This is a genomic window from Streptomyces sp. NPDC059534, assembly GCF_042743475.1.
GTDB lineage: Bacteria > Actinomycetota > Actinomycetes > Streptomycetales > Streptomycetaceae > Streptomyces.
Genome location: NZ_JBHWAQ010000026.1, coordinates 96,875 through 113,232, shown reverse-complemented (window position 1 = coordinate 113,232; position 16,358 = coordinate 96,875). Strand labels below are relative to the sequence as shown.

Below are 16,358 nucleotides of genomic sequence, written 5' to 3'. Positions count from 1 at the left end.
CTTGGAGAACAACGTGAACCACGCCCGCCCGACCCGCCGCTCAGGACTCCTCCCCGTCCTCCTTCTGTCCCTCGCCGCCACCCTGGTCGTGGGCGGAGTGGCGTCGCAGGCGCACGGCGGAACGGCCGCCGCCCCGACCGTCGTCACCGCCGACGGGCCCAACACCGACACCGGTCCCGTCGTGGGGGACGAGACCCACTGGTAGAAGAACCACCCCCCAGCGTGCCGGACCCTCTCCTTCCCCCCGGAGGGGGTCCGGCACTTTCGTCGTCAGGGGGCGATCCGCTCCGCCAGCCAGGTCAGCGACCCGAGCATCCGGCCGCGGATCGAGTCGTGATCGGCGCCGGCCACCACTTCGAACGCGGCCGCGTCCGGGCGCAGGCCGGCGTCGAGAACGGCCTGTCTCAATGCGGTCGCACCGATGTCGAGGTAGTAGGCGTCCCGCTCCCCGGCGTCGATCCACAGCCCCAGCAGGTCCGGCCACACGTGGGAATACCGCGGAGCCATCCGCACCGGGTCCCAGGCGAGCCAGCGCTCCCACACGTCCGGACGGAGTGGACCGGTCACCGGATCGAACGGCAGCGTCGGAGCGCCGTTCTCGTCCGGCGAGAACGCGGCGGCAAGGCCCAGTGCCACCAGGACCGGCAGCTCGTCCGGGTCGGTGACAAGCCCCGACCCGAAGTCCTTCAGCCACGCCTCGGCCTGCCCGCCGTACCGGCGCAGTGTCCGCAGCACCCTGCGGAACTCCGGCAGGTACACGTGCTCGTACAGCGCGTCGCCGGCGTGCGATGCCGCGGCGCCGAACAGGTCAGGGCGCAGCATCACGGAGACCAGGGCGCCGAAGCCTCCGGAGGACTTGCCCATCACGGCCCGGTGCTCGCGGGCGGCCAGGGTGCGGAAGTTGCGGTCGATGTGGGACACCACGTCCTCGCACAGGAAGGAGTGGTAACGGCCGCTGGCCGGCGAGTCCACGTACTGCGAGCACCCGTAGCTGTTCCAGCCGTCGACGAACACCACCAGGCAGGAACGCTCCTCCGCGCCGGCTGTCCACCGGTCGATCTGCTCGGGGAAGGTGAGCCCGAACGGCATCGCGTTCCCCCACATCGGCACCGTCCCGGCGAAGCCGCTGAGTACGTAGACCACCGGATACCGACGCCGTCGGTCCCGGTCGTAGTGCTCGGGCAGGTAGACCCATACGGTGCGCTCGCTCGGATCGCCCAGCGGATTGTCCCGCAGGTGAAGGCTGTCGACGCGTTCCACCTGTACGCGGCCGGCCAAGGACGGCAGGAGCATGGGCCTGCCGTCCGTCTCCCGCCCCGTCATCGTGTCAGCTCCCTGGGGCGCGACCGCCGTGCCGAGCAGGGCGGCCCGGCCGGGTCGTCGGAGTGGACGTCCGAGTCCACGTCCTCTCCGGTCCGGCCGCATAACACCGCCGCCTCGCGCAACCGGAGTGCGGCCAGCTCGTGCTCCCCGCGCGCCGTGTGCACCTCGCCGAGGGCGGTCAGCACCTGGCCGCGCAACGCCTTGGTGCCCGCCGACTCGGCCATGACCAGTCCCGTCTCCAGCAACACGGCGGCCTCCTCCAACCGCGCTTGACGCAGCGCGGAAACGCCCAGTCCGTACAGCACGTGGGTTTCGCCGACGAAGTCCCCCCTGGCCCGGACGATCTCCATCGCACGGGAGAACAGACGGTCCGCCTGCTCGAACTCGCCGTTCTGCAGGAACACCTCACCGCGCCGGAAGAGCCCCTGCGCGGCCACCCGTTGGGCCTTGATGTCCAGAGATATCTTCAGGGCGTGGTCCAACTTGACCTCGGCTGCGTGCTGTTGCCCGTCGGCTCGGTCGATCTGGGCCATGTTGATGAGAATGTGGGCCTCTGCCGCCAGATCACCGGCGGCGCGACAGCCGGCCAGCGCCTCTTGGTACGTCCCTCGCGCTGTCTCCATGTCCCCGGCGAGGCGTTGGAGGTACGCCACGTTGCGCAGCACCAGGGCTCGGCCGTGCTCCTCCCCCAGCTCCCCGAAGATCTCGAGTGCCTGTCGCAGCAGGACATCGGCCCCCGCCAGGTCGTGGCGGAAGATGTGCAGCGCTCCCAGCGAGGAGAGCAGAGCCGCCTCACCTCGCCTGTTGCCTGCCCTGCGTACGGCGTTGAGGGCCTCGGTGTGCGTGATGTGCCACTCGTCGTAGTAGCCGAGGGTCTCGAAGAGGGTGACCATGACCACCGCGAGATCCCAGCTCACCTCGTCGGCGCCACCGCGGGCGGCCTCCCGGGAGGCCCACATGAGATTGGTTCGCTCCTTGTCCATCCACTGCAGTGGTGCCCGCAGCAGGGAGGCGGGGACGATACGCGGCTCCCTCAGTCCGCCCTGGCCGTGCAGCAACGTGTAGTTGCCGCCGTACTCGGCACAGTGCGCCTTCCGGGCGAGCGCGAGATAGGTCTCGATGAGGTCCCGCTTACTCCTCGCGATCTCCTCCTCGGACTCCTCGATCTGCGAGACCTCACGGGCGAAGACCCGGACCAGGTCGTGGAACCTGAACTGGGACTCGTCCGTGCCGTCGGCGTCGACGGCCTCGATCAGATGGGCGTCCCGCAGCTCCCTGAGCGGTACGCAGGCGTCGATGCCACTGCGGCGCAGGACCGCGTCGGCCACCCAGCAGCCGAAGGTCGGGATCTCCAGAGCGGCCAGGCGCCGCATCAGCCGCTGCGCCTCGGGGGTGAGGCATCGGTACACCATCGCCAGGGAGGTGCGCACCGCGAGCCCTCCGTGGATCAGCTCTCCCAGCCTGCTGGGTTCGTTGCCCAGTCGGCGCACCATCTCCTCAAGGCGCCAGTCCGGTCGGATCGCCAGCCGGGACCCCACGATCCGCAAGGCCAGCGGAAGCCGGTCGCAAAGCTGCGCGATCACATGGGCGGCCTGCCACTCCGTCGCGACCCGCGAGGCCCCTGCGATACGCCCGAGGAGCTCGACCGCCTCCTCGCTGTCCAGGGACCTGACCTCTTCCATGACCATTCCGGGGGCTGCCGGCAGACGCGACCGGCAGTTGAGAATGACCGCGCTGCCCGGCCCCGTGGCCAACAGCCCCAGGGGTTCGACATCGGGCGGGAGATCGTCGATCACGACGAGCATCCGACGGTGCTCGAGAAGCGACCGGAACAACCGCGCCCTGCCGTCAAGCTCCTCGGGGATGTCCCCGGCGTCGACGCCGAGTGCCCGGAGGAAGCTCCAGAGAAGCCGCGCGGGCTCCATCGGCTGGAGGGACATCCCCTGCATGTCCGCGTACAGCTGTCCGTCCGGAAAATGCTCGCGGACGGCGTGCGCCACGCGCAGTGCCAGCGCACTCTTGCCGGAACCGCCCCGGCCGTGCAGGACCACCATCGGCGGCGAACCGTTCTCGTCCCCTTCGGGCGACACCAGCCGCTGCGCAAGGCGCTGGATCTGCCGCGTGCGTCCCACGAAGTCGGGCAGCCCGTTCGGCAGGAGTTGCGGAACCGTCTCCTTGACAGACGCCGCCCGGACGTTCAGCAGCACGCCTCCGGCCTGACCCGACGGCCCCCAACTCGTCGTGTCTCCCGCGAGGATCTCGGCTTCGAGCCTGCGTAACCGGCTGCCGGGCTCCACTCCCAGTTGTTCGATGAGGCGCTGCCGCGTCTGCCGGTACACGGCCAGCGCCTCCGCCTGACGCTGCGACAGGTACAGGGCCTGCATGAGCAGCCCTTGAAACCCTTCCCGCAGCGGGTGGGACTCGGCCGACTCCATCAGCTCGCTGACGATCTCGGCGTGCCGCCCCCGTCGGATCTCGAATCGCAGACAAGCCTCCATGGCGGCAAGCCGGGCCTCCTCCAGGGAGCCCGCCCAGGACTCCAGGATGCCGCTGTCCTGCATGCCGGCCAGAGCGGGACCGCACCACAACGCCAGTGCCGCGCGTAGATCTGTCACAGCCCGATCGTGGAATCCCTTGGCCGCCGAGGCGTGTGCCGAGGCGACGAGGTCCTGGAAGGCCATACTGTCCAGCTGATCCGGCTTGACGCGCAGAAGGTAGTCGGCACCCTGAGTGACGATCGGTCCCTGGCCGTCCGTTGTGGATAAGGCGCGACGCAGGCGGGAGATGCTCGTCTGGATCTGGCTGCGCGCCGTCGAGGGCGAGTCCTGCCAGGCCGTGTCGATCAGGCGGGACAGGGGAACGACATGGTTCGCCTCCATGAGCAACGTCGCCAGCACCCGCTGTTGCCTCGGGCCTCCGACGGCAAGAGGGACGTCGCCCCTGAGGAGCCGCACAGGTCCCAGAACCTGATACCGCAGTAAGGAGTTCCCGTCCGGATGTTCCACGCCGGCCAACGGAGTGCGGGCATGCTTGACCATTCTGTTCCCCCGATCGGACAGCAGCCCGACCGTCAGCCGGCACCGATCGCAGTCCGCACGCGCTTCTCGGCCGACCTGGTGGACGCTGCCACAGAATTTGAGCAATTCCTGTAACAGGAACAAACTTTCGCACAGAACCTTGTGATCCTACGGAGGCGTGACCAGCAGTGTCAAACATTTTCAGCCACCCACCGTGGGTTCCAAGCTTATCTGCGCGAACCGCCCAACGCGCGTCAACAGAACATGCTCAGCCGCGACATCACAGCCCGCTCGAACAGCCCCTCGACCCCGCACCCCCGGCACCGTCGTCCCACCACCTCCACCCGCTCCGCCGAGGCAGGAGTCGCCCGAGACCGCGGCAGACTTCATGGATGCCGTCGCATCGTTCCCCATCGGACACAGGGGTGCCGAGCCCACGGACAGCTCCCCCGAGGCCGGCGTCGCCGCGCGAGCGGCACGCTCATCCTGGACAGCGAAGTCCCTACCAAGGCCGCACAGCGCGCCCCCGAGAACCCAACACCCGCGACGGCTCGCCAAGCTGACGATCACTCAGAGACGGCCAGGCATCCACAGCCCCCGAACCCCACCGAGCGTGACGGAGCGTAAGCACCGAGAGACAAGCGAGCGCCGGCGCGGGCAGTCAACACCTCGGCGACCGGTCCCCGCCCCTACACGACGCCTGCCTTCACACCAAGGACCGCTCCTGCCCCCGGCCACCGGCCACGCACACCCGACAGGAATCGCGCGACCGGCGGAGCGTCAAGACGGAGCGGCTTACTTCGCCGGCTCCAGGATCGCCACGCACTCCACGTGGTGGGTCATCGGGAAGAGGTCGAAGGCGCGGAGGGTGCGGACCTTGTAGCCGCGGGCGCTGAAGTAGGCGAGGTCGCGGGCGAGGGCGGCGGGGTCGCAGGCGACGTAGGCGATGCGGCGGGCGCCGAGGTTGGCGAGGTGGTGGACGGTCTGCTGGCCGGCGCCGGCGCGCGGGGGGTCGAGGACGATGAGGTCGACCTCGGTGATGCCGGTGCGCGGGAGGACCGATTCGACCTTGCCCTGTTCGATGCGGACGCGGGGGAAGTCGGCGAGGTTGTGGCGGGCGTCCTCGACGGCGCGCTTGCCGGATTCGATGCCGAGGACGGCGCCCTGCTCGCCGACGCGGTCGGCGAGGGCGCCCGCGAAGAGGCCGACGCCGCAGTAGAGGTCGAGGGCGGTGTCGCCCTTGCGCGGGAGGAGGCCCTGCATGACGGCCTTCATGAGGGTGTCGGCGGCCTTCGGGTGGACCTGCCAGAAGCCGCCGTTGCCGACGCGGTGGGTGCGCTCGTCGGCGCGCTCGCGGACGAAGGCGCGGCCGTGGACGCGGTGGACGCCGCCGTCCTTCTCGTCGACGCGCATCACGGAGACGGGCTTGTCGAGCTCGACGAGGGGGAGGCGGGCGCCGGGGCGGGGGGTGAGGATGACCTGGCGGTCGTGCGAGCCGGAGGCGGCGATGGCCTCGACGGAGGCCATGCCCTCCCAGGTGCGCTTCTCGATGCCGAGTTCCGAGACGCCCTGGGCGGCGATCATGCAGTGGTCGATGATCTCGACCTCGTGGGAGCGGTGCTTGCGCAGGCCCGCGTGGCCCTCGGCGTCGATCGCGTACTGGACGCGGGTGCGCCACTGCGGGACCTCGCCGGAGGGGAGCTTGTCGCCCTCGGCCGGCATGACGGTGCCGTCCCAGCCGGCCTGCTCGGGGGTGAGGCCGGCGAGGCGCAGGAGCTGCTCGGCGATGACCTCGCCCTTGAGGCGGCGCTGGGCGCCGGGCTTGGCGTGCTGCCAGTCGCAGCCGCCGCACTTGCCGGGGCCCGCGAAGGGGCAGGGGGCCTCGACGCGGTCCTTGGAGGCGTCGAGGATGGTGACCGCGTCGGCGCGCAGGAAGCGGGAGGTCTCCTCGCCCTCGGTGACGCGGGCGACGACCTTCTCGCCGGGCAGTGCGTGGCGGACGAAGAGGACGCGGCCCTCCTCGGTGCGGGCGATGCAGTGGCCTCCGTGGGCCACCGGACCGACCTCCACCTCGTACTCCTCCCCGACCAACGACGAAACAGGGGTGTTCTGCATGGCGGGGAGTCTCCAAGGGGAAGTAACAGTGGGCTGCCGTTTGCACGGCAGCCCACCAGTCTAGTTGTTCTTCGAGGCCGGTTCCTTCTGGCGCTTCTCCACCGGTCCGCGGCGGACCGATCCGGGCGCGTTCCACTCCTGGCGCTTGCGGGCCCGCTTCTTCGCGGCCTCGGAGGACTGGAGCTGGTAGGGGACCGAGGTCACCATGACGCCGGGGGTGAAGAGCAGCCGGCCCTTGAGGCGCAGGGCGCTCTGGTTGTGGAGCAGGTGCTCGTACCAGTGGCCGACGACGTACTCGGGGATGTAGACGGAGACGGCGTCGCGCGGGCTCTCGCGGCGGAGGCTCTTGACGTACTCGATGACCGGCCGGGTGATCTCGCGGTACGGCGAGTCGAGGATCTTGAGCGGGACGTTGATGCTGCGTCGCTCCCACTCCTCCTTGAGCGCCTTCGTCTCGACCGGGTCGACGTTGACGGTCAGCGCCTCCAGCTCGCTGGCGTGCATGAGCTTGGCGTAGGCCAGGGCGCGCAGGGTGGGCTTGTGGAGCTTGGAGACGAGGACGATGGAGCGGACCCGGGAGGGGCGCACGTACTCGTCGGGCCGTTCCTCGGCGGCGGCGATCTCGGCGGCGACGGAGTCGTAGTGCCGTCGGATCGCGGTCATCGTGCCGTAGAAGATCACCATGCCGAGCAGGGCGACCCAGGCGCCGTGGGTGAACTTGGTGGCGAGGACGACGACGAGGACGAGGCCGGTGAAGAAGGCGCCGAAGGCGTTGATCGCGCGGGAGCGGATCATGTGGCGGCGCTTGGCGGGCTCGCGTTCCGTCTTCAGGTGCCGGTTCCAGTGCCGGACCATGCCGATCTGGCTGAGGGTGAAGGAGACGAAGACGCCGACGATGTACAGCTGGATCAGCCGGGTCGAGTCGGCTCCGTAGACCCAGACGAGGAGGGCGGCGGCGCCGGCGAGGAGCACGATGCCGTTGGAGAAGGCGAGGCGGTCGCCGCGGGTGTGCAGCTGGCGCGGCAGGTAGCGGTCCTGGGCGAGGATCGAGCCGAGGAGCGGGAAGCCGTTGTACGCGGTGTTGGCGGCCAGGAAGAGGACGAGCGCGGTGGCGGCGGCGAGGACGATGAACAAGAACGTTCCGTCGCCGAAGACGGCGGCCGCGACCTGGGAGATGACGGGGTCCTGGACGTAGCCCTCGCCGAGCGGCACGCCGTTGTGCAGCAGGTCCTCGGCGGGCTTCTCGGCCATGCGCACGTCGGTGGCCATGGCGAGGAAGATGATGCCGCAGAACATGGTGACGGCCAGGCCGCCCATGAGGGCGAGCGTGGTGGCGGCGTTCTTCGACTTCGGCTTGCGGAAGGCCGGGACGCCGTTGGAGATGGCCTCGACGCCGGTGAGCGCGGCACAGCCGGAGGAGAACGCGCGCAGCAGCAGGAAGACGAGCGCGAAGCCGGCCAGCCCCTCGTGCTCGGCCTTGATCTCGAAGTCGGCGGTGGGCGCCTTCATGGTGTCGTCGAGGACGATGCCCCGGTACGCGCCCCAGAGGATCATGATGAAGACGCCGGCGACGAAGACGTACGTCGGGATCGCGAAGAGGGAGCCCGACTCCTTCACTCCGCGCAGGTTCATCACGGTGAGCAGCACGATCACGGCGACCGCGCAGGCCACCTTGTGCTCGACGACGAAGGGGACCGCCGAGCCGAGGTTCTCGATGCCCGAGGAGATCGACACCGCGACGGTGAGGACGTAGTCGACGAGCAGGGCGCTCGCCACGGTGAGTCCGGCCTTCGGCCCGAGGTTGGTGTTGGCGACCTCGTAGTCGCCGCCGCCGCTCGGGTACGCGTGGACGTTCTGCCGGTAGGACGCGACCACCGTGAACATCAGGACGACGACCGCGAGTGCGATCCACGGGCTGAAGTGGTAGGCCGACAGGCCGGCGACGGAGAGGACGAGCAGCACCTCGCCGGGTGCGTACGCCACCGAGGAGAGGGGGTCGGAGGCGAAGACGGGGAGGGCGATCCGCTTCGAGAGAAGGGTCTCTCCGAGCTTGTCGCTGCGCAGGGCCCGCCCGATCAGGATCCGTTTGGGCACGTCGGTCAGTTTGGACACGGAGAGGATCGTAAGCGTTCGAAAAGAGCCACGTGTACCGGCACCCCCGATCGGCACCGAATCTCCCTGAGTACCACCTCGGATGAGGTCCCGGCCAGCGTTGCCGCATAAGCTCGGACCGGGCAACCCGGCAGGGGTTTGCCGGCCGCGGCCCGGGCGCATCGGGCGAGGAAAGTTGTGAGCAGGGTGTTTTCGCAGGTCAGTAAGGCGATCAGGAGTGCGGGGTAAGGGGACGTGCACATCGTCATCATGGGCTGCGGGCGAGTGGGCGCCGCCCTCGCGCAGACCCTCGAACAGCAGGGGCACACCGTCGCGGTCGTGGACCAGGACCCGACGGCCTTCCGCCGCCTGGGGTCGGGTTTCGGCGGTCGGCGCGTCACGGGCGTGGGCTTCGACCAGGACACGCTGCGTGAGGCGGGGATCGAGGAGGCCGGTGCCTTCGCCGCGGTGAGCAGCGGCGACAACTCGAACATCATCGCGGCGCGGGTCGCGCGCGAGATGTTCGGCATCGAGAACGTGGCGGCGCGGATCTACGACCCGCGCCGTGCCGAGGTCTACCAGCGCCTGGGGATCCCGACGGTCGCGACGGTCCGCTGGACCGCCGACCAGATGCTGCGGCGGCTGCTGCCCTCCGGCGCGGAGCCGCTGTGGCGCGACCCGAGCGGCGGGGTGCAGCTCGCCGAGGTGCACACCTCCCCCGCGTGGATCGGTCACAAGGTGAGCCGGCTCCAGGAGGAGACCGGCGTCCGTGTCGCCTTCCTCACCCGGCTGGGCGAAGCGATTCTGCCGACCTCGCAGACGGTGCTCCAGGAAGGTGACCTGGTGCACGTGATGATGCGTACGGACGAGATCGCGAAGGTCGAGGCGGCCTTCGCCGAGGGTCCCGAGGAGGGCGGTCACTGATGCGTGTCGCTATTGCGGGCGCGGGTGCGGTGGGCCGTTCCATCGCGGGCGAGCTGCTGGAGAACGGTCACGAGGTCCTGCTCGTCGACAAGGCGCCGACCGCCATCTCGGTGGAGCGGGTGCCGCAGGCGGAGTGGCTGCTGGCCGACGCCTGCGAGATCACCTCGCTCGACGAGGCGGCGCTCCAGCGCTGCAACGTGGTGATCGCGGCGACCGGCGACGACAAGGTGAACCTGGTCGTCTCGCTGCTCGCCAAGACCGAGTACGGCGTGCCGCGCGTGGTCGCCCGGGTGAACAACCCGAAGAACGAGTGGCTGTTCAACGAGTCCTGGGGCGTGGACGTGGCCGTTTCGACGCCGCGTCTGATGTCGGCCCTGGTGGAGGAGGCGGTGAGCGTCGGCGACCTGGTCCGGCTGCTCCGCTTCAGCCACGGCGACGCGAACCTGGTCGAGCTGACGCTCCCGCCGGAGTCGGCGGTCGCCGGCACCTCCGTGGGGGACGTGGCCTGGCCGCAGGACACCTCGCTGGTGACGATCATCCGCGGTTCGCGGGTGCTGACGCCGAGCCCCGAGGAGACCCTGGAGGCCGGCGACGAGCTGCTGTTCGTGGCCGCGCAGGCCCGCGAGGAGCAGCTGGAGGACCTGCTTCAGGTCCGCCGCGAGCCCACCGAGTCCTGACGGCTCCGGCCGTACGCGTACGGCCACGGGGAAGGGCCCGGACCTGGGAACAGGTCCGGGCCCTTCCCCGTACGCGTGCTTCCGCGGGTCCCGTGGTGCTCAGGACTCCGGGTGGGTCTGCGCGGCGGCGGCCGCCTTGCGCTCCTTCTCGGCGCGCTCCTCGGCCTCCATCTCGGCGAAGACGTCGATCGGCGCCGGGGCCTTCGCGAGGAACACCCAGGTGAGGTAGACGGCGAGCAGGAACGGCGGGATCTTCAGGGCGACCAGGACCCAGCCGAACTTGGTCGTGTCGGCCCACCAGTACATGGGGAAGAGGATCGCGCACTTGCCGAGCAGGATGAGGCCCCAGGCCCAGCTGGCCTTCGTGTACGCCTTCTTCCGGCCCGGGTTGCGGGTGCGCCAGGAGAGGTTCTCCTTGAAGACCGGGCCGAGGATCAGGCCGATCAGGGGTACTCCGGCGAGCGCGGTGACGATGTACGCGAGGGCGAGGCCCAGGGTGTACAGCATGCCGGGCAGGTAGAAGTCCTTGGCGTTGCCCGTCATCATCGCGAAGACGACGCCGAAGGCGACCCCGAAGACGCCGCTGAAGGCGTGCTTGACGGTGTCGCGGCGGATCAGCCGGACGGCGACCAGGACCAGCGAGACCGCGAGCGCGGCGATCGCCGAGACGTGCAGGTCCTTGTTGATCGTGAAGATCGTGACGAACAGCAGGCCGGGCACGACCGTCTCGATCATGCCGCGAAGACCGCCGAAGGCTTCGAAGAGCGCGGCCTCGGTCACCGCCTTGTCGGCCTGGGCGTCCTGGTCCGGGGTCGACCGGTCCGCGGTCGGCTTGTCGAGGGACGTCACCGGCTACTCCTGTCCGAGCGGTCGGAGCTCGTATTTGGGGTTGAAGAGGACCCGCCGGCCGTGGCTCATGGAGATCCGGCCGGAGGCGATCAGCTTGCGGCCCGGCTCGATGCCCACGATGGAGCGCCGGCCGAGCCACACGACGTCGAGCGGTGCCGTGCCGTCGAACAGTTCGGCCTCCAGCGCGGGTACACCGGCCCGGGGACGCAGCGTGACCGTGCGCAAGGTACCAGTCACCTTGACTATCTGTCGGTCGGAGCAGTCGCAGATACGTGTGCACCCCGACGCTTCGGCGTCCTCCTGGAGCTCCTCCGACTCCAGGTCCTCCGGGGAGGAGGAGAGCCGGTCGAGCATCCGGCGGAACCGACCGGCCGGCTTCTCTGTACGCGGTGCAGCACTCATACAGAAAGCGTACCGGCCGCCGCTGTCACCGGAACCGGCGCCGGCCGGGCGCTCCGTTCACCGTTCGAAGCGGTACCCCATGCCCGGTTCGGTGACGAAATGGCGCGGGTGCGAGGGGTCGGCCTCCAGCTTGCGGCGCAGCTGCGCCATGTACACGCGGAGATAGTTGGTCTCGGTGCCGTACGAGGGTCCCCAGACCTCCTGGAGCAGCTGCTTCTGGCTGACCAGGCGGCCGCTGTTGCGGACGAGGACTTCGAGGAGGTGCCACTCGGTGGGGGTGAGCCGGACGTCCCGCCCGTCGCGGTGGACCTTCTTCGCCGCCAGGTCGACGGTGAAGCCCTCCGCCTCGACCACGACGACCCCGTCCTCGGCGCCGCCGACCGGCTCGGCCCGGCGGACGGCCGCGCGCAGCCGGGCGAGGAGTTCGTCCATGCCGAAGGGCTTGGTGACGTAGTCGTCGGCGCCCGCGTCGAGCGCCTCGACCTTCTCGTCGGAGGTCTGCCGGGCCGAGAGGACCAGGATCGGCACCCGCGTCCAGCCGCGCAGGCCCTTGATGACCTCGACGCCGTCCATGTCGGGCAGGCCGAGGTCGAGGACGACGACGTCGGGGTGGCGTTCGGCGGCGAGCCGGAGGGCGGTGGCACCGTCGGGTGCGGCGTCGACCTCGTACTTCCGCGCCTTGAGGTTGATCACCAGGGCGCGGACGATCTGCGGCTCGTCGTCGACCACGAGGACCCGGGTCATGGAGGGGGCCTACCTTCTGCTGGAAGCTGCTGTACGGGACGGGGTGCGGGGGTGGGGTACGGGGCGGCCGGGGCTCGCGGGGGGCCGGGTCAGGTCAGGTCAGGTCAGGTCGCAGCGTGGGACGGGAGGTCGGCGGGGGACGCGGGGGTTCCGCCCGGGGCGGCCCGGAGGGTGAGGACCATGGTCAGCCCGCCGCCGGGGGTGTCCTCGGCACCGAGGGTCCCGCCCATCGACTCGACGAAGCCGCGGGCCACCGCGAGGCCGAGACCGACGCCGGAGCCGCGCGGGGCGTCGCCGAAACGCTGGAAGGGCTCGAAGATGCCGTCCTTGGCCTCGTCGGGCACACCGGGACCGCGGTCCACGACCCGGAGCTCGACCCGGTCCCCCAGCGTGCTGGCGGCGACGGCGACGGGCATGCCCTCGGGGCTGTACTTCACGGCGTTCTCCACGATGTTGGCGACGGCCCGCTCCAGGAGGCCCTTGTCGACCTGCACCATCGGCAGCGACTCGGGGATGTCCAGTTCGGCGCTGCCGTCCGGGACTCCCCCGAGGGCCATGGGGACGACCTCGTCGAGGTCGACGGTCCGGATCAGCGGGGTGACGGTGCCGGTCTGGAGCCGGGACATGTCGAGGAGGTTGCCGACGAGGTGGTCCAGGCGGTCCGCGCCGGCCTCGATGCCCTCCAGGAGCTCGGCCCGGTCCTCCTCCGACCATTCGACGTCGTCGGAGCGGAGCGAGGAGACGGATGCCTTGATGCTCGCGAGGGGGGTCCGCAGGTCGTGGCTGACGGCGGCCAGCAGGGACGTACGGATCTTGTTGGCCTCGGCCTGCTTCCTGGCCTTCTCGGCCTCGCCCACCAGACGCTGGCGGTCGAGGACGACGGCGGCCTGGGCGGCGAAGGCGCCCAGCACCCGCCGGTCCTCCGCGGGCAGCACACGGCCGGTGAGGGCGAGGGCAAGGTGGTCGCCGACCGGCATGTCGACGTCGGCGTCGTCCGGCCGGGCCGCCGGGTGGGGGCCCACGCTGGCCGCCCGCGTCCACGGCTCGATGTCGTCCGCCCGCTCCAGGAGGGCCACCGACTCCATGGAGAAGGTCTCGCGGACCCGTTCGAGGAGTGCTTCCAGGCTGGTCTCGCCGCGCAGCACGCTGCCCGCGAGGTAGGAGAGCACCTCGGACTCGGCACGCAGCCGGGCGGCCTGGTGGGTGCGGCGCGCGGCCAGGTCGACCACCGAGGCGACCGACATCGCGACGCCGAGGAAGACGGCGATGGCGACGATGTTCTTGGGGTCGGCGATGGTCAGCCGGTGGATGGGCGGGGTGAAGAACCAGTTGAGGAGGAGGGAGCCGGCGACGGCCGAGGCGAGCGCCGGCACGAACCCGCCGAGGAGGGCCGCGGAGACCGTCAGGGCGAGGAAGAGCAGCATGTCGTTGGCGAGCCCGAGGTCGGCGTCGACATGGGTGAGGAGCAGGGCGAGGGCGGCGGGGCCCGCGACGCCGACGACCCAGCCCCCGAGGATGCGGGACCGGCCGAGCCGGCCCCCGCGCGCGACCGGCAGGCCCCTCCCCTTGGCGACCTCGCCGTGGGTGACGATGTGGACGTCGAGGTCCGGCCCGGAGTCCCGGGCCACGGTCTGGCCGACGCCGGGTCCGAGCATGTACTGCCAGGTGCGGCGGCGGCTGGAGCCGAGGACGATCTGGGTGGCGTTGACCCCGCGGGAGAACTCCAGGAGGGCGGAGGGGATGTCGTCGCCGATGACGTGGTGAAAGGTTCCGCCGAGGTCCTCCACCAGGGTGCGCTGGACGGCCAGCTCCTTCGGCGAGGCCGCGGTGAGTCCGTCGCTGCGGGCTATGTAGACGGCGAGGACCTCGCCTCCGGCGCCCTTCTCCGCGAGCCGGGTCGCCCGCCGTATCAGGGTGCGCCCCTCGGGTCCGCCGGTCAGGCCGACGACGATCCGCTCGCGGGCCTGCCAGGTGGAGCGGATGTTGTGCTCGCCCCGGTACTGCTGGAGGTACTCGTCGACCCGGTCGGCGGTCCACAGCAGGGCCAGCTCGCGCAGGGCGGTGAGGTTGCCGGGGCGGAAGTAGTTGGAGAGGGCCGCGTCGACCTTGTCCGAGGTGTAGACGTTGCCGTGGGCCATCCGGCGGCGCAGCGCCTCCGGGCTCATGTCGACCAGTTCGATCTGGTCCGCCCGGCGCACGGTCTCGTCGGGGACGGTCTCCCGCTGCCGCACCCCGGTGATCGACTCGACGACGTCCCCCAGCGACTCCAGGTGCTGGATGTTGACCGTCGACACGACGTCGATGCCGGCCGCGAGGAGCTCGGCGACGTCCTGCCACCGCTTGGGGTTCCGGGAGCCCGGCACGTTCGTGTGGGCGAGCTCGTCGACGAGGGCGACGGCCGGACGGCGGGCCAGGACCGCGTCGACGTCCATCTCGGTGAAGGCGGTCCCCCGGTAGTCCAGGGCGCGGCGCGGTACCTGCTCCAGGCCGTGCAGCATGACCTCCGTACGCGGCCGGCCGTGGTGCTCCACGAAGGCCACCACGCAGTCCGTGCCGCGCTCCACCCGCCGGTGCCCCTCGGAGAGCATCGCGTAGGTCTTGCCGACGCCCGGCGCAGCGCCGAGGTAGATCCGAAGCTTGCCGCGTCCCATGGGTCGACCATACGTCCAGCCAATCGGACATTCCGTCCGCGGGGAGATGCCCCGGTGCGGTATTGACGTGATTCTGATGTCGATTCCGCCGGACCGCGATGTCGAGAACGCCGGACCGGCTCCGACCTCACCGTGACAGTGGCCCGGGCACCGCCCGGGACGTGACGCACACCCGAGGAGCCCCCGTGAAGTACATGCTGCTGATGCAGTTCGACGCGCACAGCCTCGACGTCCCCTCGATCGGGGAATGGCGGCCGGAGGAGATCCGCGCGCACATCGCGTTCATGCGGACGACGAACGAGAAGCTGGCGGCGGCGGGCGAGCTGGTCGACGCGCAGGGGCTCGCGATGCCGGAGACGGCGCGGATCGTCCGGGCGGCGGCGGACGGCTCCGCGCTGGTGACCGACGGGCCCTTCGCCGAGACGAAGGAGTTCCTCGCCGGCTGGTGGATCGTCGAGGTCCCCTCGCAGGAGCGGGCCGTGGCGATCGCGGCCCAGGTGTCGGCGGCACCCGGCCCCGGCGGGGCCCCGGTCAACATGCCCATCGAGGTACGCGAGGTCATGTCCCTGCCCCCGGAGACGCTGGGCGCCGAGAGCTGAACCGGGGCCGAGGCCCCCTGGGGGGGCCGGGGCGGTACGGTCCGGCCCGGCCCCCCTCAGCGCTCGGTCAAAGCTCGATCAGTGCTCGGTCAATGCTTGATCAGTGCTCGATCGATGCTTGATCAGTGCTCGATCGATGCTTGATCAGTGCTCGATGATCTCGCCGTCGCTCAGCTCCAGGACCCGGTCCGCCAGGCCCAGGAGCTGGGGGTCGTGCGTGGCGACCAGGGCCGTGCAGCCCTCGCTGCGCACGACGGCGCGGAGGAGCTGCATGACGGCGAGTCCGGTCTCGGCGTCCAGCTGGCCGGTCGGCTCGTCGGCGATCAGCAGCGCGGGCTTGTTGGCGAGGGCGCGGGCGATGGCGACGCGCTGCTGCTGGCCGCCGGAGAGCTCGCCCGGCCGCTGCTCCGCGTGGTCGGCGAGCCCGACCAGGCCGAGCAGCAGGGCCACCCGCTCCTCGCGCTCCTTGGGGTCCGTCTTGCGCAGCCGCATGGGTACGCCCACGTTCTCGGCGGCGGAGAGGATCGGGAGCAGTCCGAAGGACTGGAAGATGAAGCCGATCCGGTCGCGGCGCAGCTCCAGGAGGCCGCTCTCGCCGAGCGTGGAGAGGTCGGTGCCGTCGATGACGATCCGGCCCCCGTCGGCGCTGTCGAGGCCGCCCACGAGGTTGAGCAAGGTCGTCTTGCCGGAGCCCGATCGGCCCTTGAGCGCGACGAGCTCGCCGCGCGGGATGTCGAAGGAGACCCCGCGCAGGGCGTGGACGGCCGCCTCGCCCGTGCCGTACGACCGGCGCAGATCCTCGACTCTGACCATCGGCAGGCCGGCCGGGTCCTCGGCCAGGGCCGTCGCGGACCCCGTGCTGCTCTCACTCACCCTGTGTTCCCCCTCCTCGAACATGTGCGCCCGCCAGTATGGTCCGCGGCCGCCCCCCACGGCCAGAGCCGGAGCCCCGGACCTGTGGAAAAC

The 16,358-nt window shown here is 70.6% G+C and carries 13 protein-coding genes; 4 read left to right on the top strand and 9 right to left on the bottom strand.

Annotation, left to right across the window (positions count from 1 at the left end):
* The first annotated feature begins 13 nt into the window (after positions 1-13).
* Positions 14-205, top strand: a complete 192-nt coding sequence (locus tag ACFVZH_RS28045) for a hypothetical protein (protein ID WP_384901459.1) — start codon at positions 14-16, stop codon at positions 203-205.
* A gap of 65 nt (positions 206-270) precedes the next feature.
* Here ACFVZH_RS28045 and ACFVZH_RS28040 read toward each other — a convergent pair whose 3' ends face one another.
* The 4 genes from ACFVZH_RS28040 to ACFVZH_RS28025 form a co-directional block, all read right to left on the bottom strand.
* Complete coding sequence (locus ACFVZH_RS28040) at positions 271-1,323, bottom strand: alpha/beta hydrolase-fold protein (protein WP_384901457.1); 1,053 nt, start codon at positions 1,321-1,323, stop codon at positions 271-273.
* Positions 1,320-4,484, bottom strand: coding sequence for a BTAD domain-containing putative transcriptional regulator (locus ACFVZH_RS28035; protein WP_384901455.1), 3,165 nt, complete (start codon positions 4,482-4,484; stop codon positions 1,320-1,322). The genes ACFVZH_RS28040 and ACFVZH_RS28035 overlap by 4 nt, the downstream gene beginning before the upstream one ends.
* A gap of 651 nt (positions 4,485-5,135) precedes the next feature.
* A complete protein-coding gene (locus ACFVZH_RS28030) occupies positions 5,136-6,455 on the bottom strand; it encodes a class I SAM-dependent RNA methyltransferase (protein ID WP_384901453.1) in 1,320 nt (439 codons plus the stop codon).
* 60 nt (positions 6,456-6,515) lie between these two features.
* Positions 6,516-8,567, bottom strand: a complete 2,052-nt coding sequence (locus tag ACFVZH_RS28025) for an APC family permease (protein WP_384901451.1) — start codon at positions 8,565-8,567, stop codon at positions 6,516-6,518.
* A gap of 234 nt (positions 8,568-8,801) precedes the next feature.
* Here ACFVZH_RS28025 and ACFVZH_RS28020 point away from each other — a divergent pair, with 234 nt between their 5' ends.
* Both ACFVZH_RS28020 and ACFVZH_RS28015 read left to right on the top strand, forming a co-directional pair.
* Positions 8,802-9,470 carry a TrkA family potassium uptake protein gene (locus tag ACFVZH_RS28020; RefSeq protein ID WP_041131658.1) on the top strand — a complete coding sequence of 223 codons (669 nt, stop codon included), beginning with the start codon at positions 8,802-8,804 and terminating at the stop codon, positions 9,468-9,470.
* Positions 9,470-10,147: a potassium channel family protein gene (locus ACFVZH_RS28015; protein WP_384901450.1), complete on the top strand. Its 678-nt coding sequence runs from the start codon at positions 9,470-9,472 to the stop codon at positions 10,145-10,147. Before ACFVZH_RS28020 ends, ACFVZH_RS28015 begins: the two co-directional genes overlap by 1 nt.
* A gap of 99 nt (positions 10,148-10,246) precedes the next feature.
* Here ACFVZH_RS28015 and ACFVZH_RS28010 read toward each other — a convergent pair whose 3' ends face one another.
* The 4 genes from ACFVZH_RS28010 to ACFVZH_RS27995 form a co-directional block, all read right to left on the bottom strand.
* Positions 10,247-10,996, bottom strand: a complete 750-nt coding sequence (locus tag ACFVZH_RS28010; RefSeq protein WP_366305509.1) for a DUF3159 domain-containing protein — start codon at positions 10,994-10,996, stop codon at positions 10,247-10,249.
* A 3-nt stretch (positions 10,997-10,999) separates the two neighbouring features.
* Positions 11,000-11,398, bottom strand: a complete 399-nt coding sequence (locus ACFVZH_RS28005; RefSeq protein ID WP_073906407.1) for an OB-fold nucleic acid binding domain-containing protein — start codon at positions 11,396-11,398, stop codon at positions 11,000-11,002.
* A 57-nt stretch (positions 11,399-11,455) separates the two neighbouring features.
* Positions 11,456-12,142, bottom strand: coding sequence for a response regulator (locus ACFVZH_RS28000; RefSeq protein ID WP_384901448.1), 687 nt, complete (start codon positions 12,140-12,142; stop codon positions 11,456-11,458).
* Between the two features lie 104 nt (positions 12,143-12,246).
* Entirely contained in the window at positions 12,247-14,793 is a 2,547-nt protein-coding gene (locus ACFVZH_RS27995; protein ID WP_384901446.1) for a DUF4118 domain-containing protein, read from the bottom strand.
* A gap of 194 nt (positions 14,794-14,987) precedes the next feature.
* On the opposite strand from ACFVZH_RS27995, the gene ACFVZH_RS27990 reads away from it, so the two are divergent.
* Entirely contained in the window at positions 14,988-15,392 is a 405-nt protein-coding gene (locus ACFVZH_RS27990) for a YciI family protein (RefSeq protein WP_384901504.1), read from the top strand.
* A gap of 144 nt (positions 15,393-15,536) precedes the next feature.
* Here ACFVZH_RS27990 and ACFVZH_RS27985 read toward each other — a convergent pair whose 3' ends face one another.
* Positions 15,537-16,265 (bottom strand): ABC transporter ATP-binding protein, encoded by a 729-nt coding sequence (locus tag ACFVZH_RS27985; RefSeq protein WP_384901444.1) that lies wholly within the window; start codon positions 16,263-16,265, stop codon positions 15,537-15,539.
* Between the last annotated feature and the right edge of the window lie 93 nt (positions 16,266-16,358).

Bases quoted from the DNA above. Each gene is read 5' to 3' on its own strand.
- ACFVZH_RS28040 (WP_384901457.1), bottom strand. From the start codon at position 1,323: ATGACGGGGCGGGAGACGGACGGCAGGCCCATGCTCCTGCCGTCCTTG.
- ACFVZH_RS28030 (WP_384901453.1), bottom strand. From the start codon at position 6,455: ATGCAGAACACCCCTGTTTCGTCGTTGGTCGGGGAGGAGTACGAGGTG.
- ACFVZH_RS28015 (WP_384901450.1), top strand. From the start codon at position 9,470: ATGCGTGTCGCTATTGCGGGCGCGGGTGCGGTGGGCCGTTCCATCGCG.
- ACFVZH_RS28005 (WP_073906407.1), bottom strand. From the start codon at position 11,398: ATGAGTGCTGCACCGCGTACAGAGAAGCCGGCCGGTCGGTTCCGCCGG.
- ACFVZH_RS28000 (WP_384901448.1), bottom strand. From the start codon at position 12,142: ATGACCCGGGTCCTCGTGGTCGACGACGAGCCGCAGATCGTCCGCGCC.
- ACFVZH_RS27995 (WP_384901446.1), bottom strand. From the start codon at position 14,793: ATGGGACGCGGCAAGCTTCGGATCTACCTCGGCGCTGCGCCGGGCGTC.
- ACFVZH_RS27990 (WP_384901504.1), top strand. From the start codon at position 14,988: ATGCTGCTGATGCAGTTCGACGCGCACAGCCTCGACGTCCCCTCGATC.